The organism is Streptomyces sparsus, from assembly GCF_054776295.1.
Map to the genome: position 1 here is coordinate 1 of NZ_BAAHCA010000567.1, position 3,240 is coordinate 3,240.

The following is a 3,240-nucleotide window of genomic DNA, read 5'->3' on the forward strand; positions in this document are numbered from 1 at the left end:
CCGGTGGGACAACCGTCCCACCGGGCGCCTTCGCCGTGTGACCGTCCGACGTCCCGCGCGTGCCCACTCCGCCGACGGACGTGCCGCAGCCGCCGCGCTCCCGCGGCGGCCACCCGCACTCCGTCAGGCGGCGACCTTGCGGAACTCCGCGATGAACGCCTCGTTGAAAGCCTTCAGATCGTCCGGCTTGCGGCTGGTGATCAGCACGTTGGGGCCTCCTTCGCAGACCACGACCTGCTCGTCCACCCAGTTGCCGCCCGCGTTGCGCAGGTCCGTCTCCAGGCTCGGCCAGGAGGTCAGGGTGCGGTCGCGCACCATGTCCGCCTCCGCCAGGACCCAGGGCGCGTGGCAGATCGCCGCGACCGGCTTGCCGGTCTTGAAGAACTCCCGGACGAAGGACACGGCCTGTTCGTCCATGCGCAGTGCGTCGGGGTTGGCGACGCCACCCGGCAGCACCAGCCCGTCGAAGTCCTCCACGGTGGCCTGCGAGACCTGCCGGTCGACCGTGAAGGTGTCGGCCTTGTCCAGGTGGTTGAACGCCTGCACGTCGTTGTCGGTGGTGGACAGCAGAAAGGCCGTGCCTCCGGCGTCGGTCACCGCCTGTCGCGGATCGGTCAGCTCGACCTGTTCGACGCCTTCGTGTGCGACGAGAAAGGCAACCCGCACGTCCCTCACTTCCTTCCCTGATGTGGCTGCGCGGACTGGAGACCGGTTCCCCGCATACGCGGACGTATGCCCGTGCACGGAGCGAAACGTCACCGCGGGCGGCACCCACCGGCATGACCCGGCAGGTAATCGACGGCCGCCCCCGGGCCGTGGAGGATCGCCGTACCGCGTCCGACGGGCCGGTCCACCGCCCGCGACCACCAGGAGGAACGCCGATGACCGCCTACGCGATCGCCCACCTGCACTCGGGAAGCCCGCACCCGGAGGTGCTCGACTACATCCGGCGCATCCAGGCCACCCTGGACCCCTACGGCGGCCGGTTCCTGGTGCACGGCGGCCGGCTCGACGTGCTGGAGGGCGCCTTCCCCGGTGACCTCGTCCTCATCGGCTTCCCCGACGCGGACACCGCCCACGCCTGGTACCGCTCCCCGGCCTACCAGCGCATCCTGCCGCTGCGCACCGACCACTTCCGGGGTGACGTCGCCATCGTCGAGGGCGTGGGCGCCGACTACGACCCGGCCGCCAAGGCCGACGAGCTGAGCCGGGCCGCCGAGGCCGCGCAGTCCTGAGTGCCGCCGAGGCCGCGCGGGCCTGAGGGCTGCCGGTTCCGGGCGGGGCCCGGCCCGACACGGTTCGGCCGTTCCGGGCCGTCGCGAGGTTGCGGCTGCCGGGGCCGGGATCCGGGTGATCAGCGGTGCGGGCTGCCCGGTTCCACCGACGGCCACCGGGTCGGCGGAGAGGCCGCATGGGGGGCAAACCGGCCACCCGGTGTTGCCGCTGTGCCGGGTGTGCTTTCCTGTGCGCTGATCGGAGCGGCTTGTCGTGACGTCCGGTCGACCGGGCACCGGGAGCACCCGCCGCGTTCCGTCCGACCGATCGGGCCACGCCCGACCAACCGTCATGACCGGAGGGATCGTTGATGCGCCGTGGGTGGTGGTGGGTGCTCGCCGGGTGCCTCGTCGCGCTGGGAGTACTCGGCTGGACGCTGCCCTCGCCGTCGGCGACGACGGTGCCGGAGGCCACGGACGACCGTCCCGAGTACCTGCCCAGCTCACCCAGCCCCACCCCCGCCTCGCGCTCCTCGAAGGCGCCGCCGGCGTCCGCGTCACCGTCGGCGGGCGGCGTCGAGCCGGCCGCACCGGCGGACGCCGGGGTGCGGGGCCGGGTCCTCTACCTGGGGGACTCGCTGGGCATGGAGACCCAGAAGGAACTGGGCAGGCGGATCACCGAGCGGGGGCACGCCTACCGCAGCGCGCCCTACTCGGGTACCACCCTCTGCGACTACCTGGAGGGCCGGAAGGACAACTCCCTGGTACCGGCGGAGGACAAGGCCGCCGCCCTCGTCCGGGACTTCCGCCCGTCGGTGGTGGTGCTCCAGTTCTGGGGCAACTCCTGGGGCTACACACCGTGCATGCGGCAGACGCAGTCCGACACCCCGGCCTACTACGCGCGGTACGCCGCCGACGCGCGGGCACTGACGAAGGAGATCACCGCCGCCGCCGGGACGGCGGGACTGGACCGCCCCACGATCGTCTGGGTGCTCCAGGGGCCGGACGCCATGAACCCCGACCGGGTGCGCAAGGTGAACGAGTTCTACACCGCGCACGCGGCGGCCACCTCTGACCTGCTCTCCGACGCCGGAGCACGCGTCAGTCCCGCCGGCGGGCGGTACACCTTCGCCGAGCGGCTGCCGTGCACCGCCGCCGAGCGCTCCCGTGCCGGGTTCTGCGAGGGCGGCACGGCCCGTATGCACCGAGCGGACGACCCCCTGCACTTCTGCCTGGCGCCGACCACCTCCACGCCGAAGCCCTGCCCCGTCCCGTCCCCCGGCATCGCCCGCTACACCCGGGCCATCGCCGCCACGGTCAACGCCCACCTCGGCGGCTGAGGCGCCCGCCGCGGACGGTGCCCCGCCCGCGGGACGGCGGCGGCGTCGCCGGTCAGCGGGCCCGTCCCGGTGACGCTTTCGAGTGAAGCGACCGTGCCGCAGGTGCATCGTCACGCAGGCTGGGCAGCCTCGGGTTGCACTCCTCCGAGGCAGTTCCAGCCGCATCCGCCGTTGTTCAGCGCGGTCGTTCCTCGTCCAGCGCCTCCACCGCCGACCCCAGGAGCCCGATGAACTGATTCCCCTCTGCTTCAGCCCTTCCGCTCCTGTCCTGTTCCGTTCCTCCTCTTCCGCCCTCTCCTCCCGCTGCCGAGCAGAGCCGGAGTCCGGACAGCCGCCGGGCTCCGGCTCGGTGCGTGCCGGAGCCCGCCGCGCCGGGGGAGGTCCGCCGCGTCCCCCGACCGGCCCTGCCGCACGTCACGCCGACGGGTCGGCGAGCAGGGTGCAGGCGGCCTGGAGGAAGCGGTCGCCGAGGCGGAAACGCCGGGTGGACACGGCCGCGACAGCCGTACCCGTGGCGGGGCGGAAGCCGATGTACACCTGCTGGCCGCAGGTGGCACCGGAGTGGAACAGCATCGGCCCGCGGTCGGTGTCCTCCTGGAACCAGGTGGCGGTGTGCACGTGCCGGTGACCGGGGCCGCGACGCAGCACAGGCCGCCGCACCGCGTGCAGCGCGGCGGCCAGCGGCG

At 73.4% G+C, this 3,240-nt stretch carries 3 protein-coding genes and 1 pseudogene; 2 read left to right on the top strand and 2 right to left on the bottom strand.

Going from position 1 to position 3,240, the window contains the following annotated elements; genetic code table 11:
- Positions 1–123: 123 nt before the first annotated feature.
- Entirely contained in the window at positions 124–666 is a 543-nt protein-coding gene (locus ACYVE9_RS20275; RefSeq protein WP_461029314.1) for a type 1 glutamine amidotransferase domain-containing protein, read from the bottom strand.
- Positions 667–881: 215 nt separating this feature from the next.
- Between ACYVE9_RS20275 and ACYVE9_RS20280 the strand changes: the two genes are divergently transcribed.
- Together ACYVE9_RS20280 and ACYVE9_RS20285 are read left to right on the top strand one after the other, a co-directional pair.
- Entirely contained in the window at positions 882–1,235 is a 354-nt protein-coding gene (locus tag ACYVE9_RS20280; RefSeq protein WP_461029315.1) for a DUF1330 domain-containing protein, read from the top strand.
- A 350-nt stretch (positions 1,236–1,585) separates the two neighbouring features.
- A complete protein-coding gene (locus ACYVE9_RS20285) occupies positions 1,586–2,554 on the top strand; it encodes an SGNH/GDSL hydrolase family protein (protein WP_461029316.1) in 969 nt (322 codons plus the stop codon).
- A 414-nt stretch (positions 2,555–2,968) separates the two neighbouring features.
- Here the strand turns inward: ACYVE9_RS20285 and ACYVE9_RS20290 are convergent.
- Positions 2,969–3,240, bottom strand: a pseudogene (locus ACYVE9_RS20290) (penicillin-binding protein); the annotation flags it as partial.

Bases quoted from the DNA above. Each gene is read 5' to 3' on its own strand.
- ACYVE9_RS20285 (WP_461029316.1), top strand. From the start codon at position 1,586: ATGCGCCGTGGGTGGTGGTGGGTGCTCGCCGGGTGCCTCGTCGCGCTG.
- ACYVE9_RS20280 (WP_461029315.1), top strand. From the start codon at position 882: ATGACCGCCTACGCGATCGCCCACCTGCACTCGGGAAGCCCGCACCCG.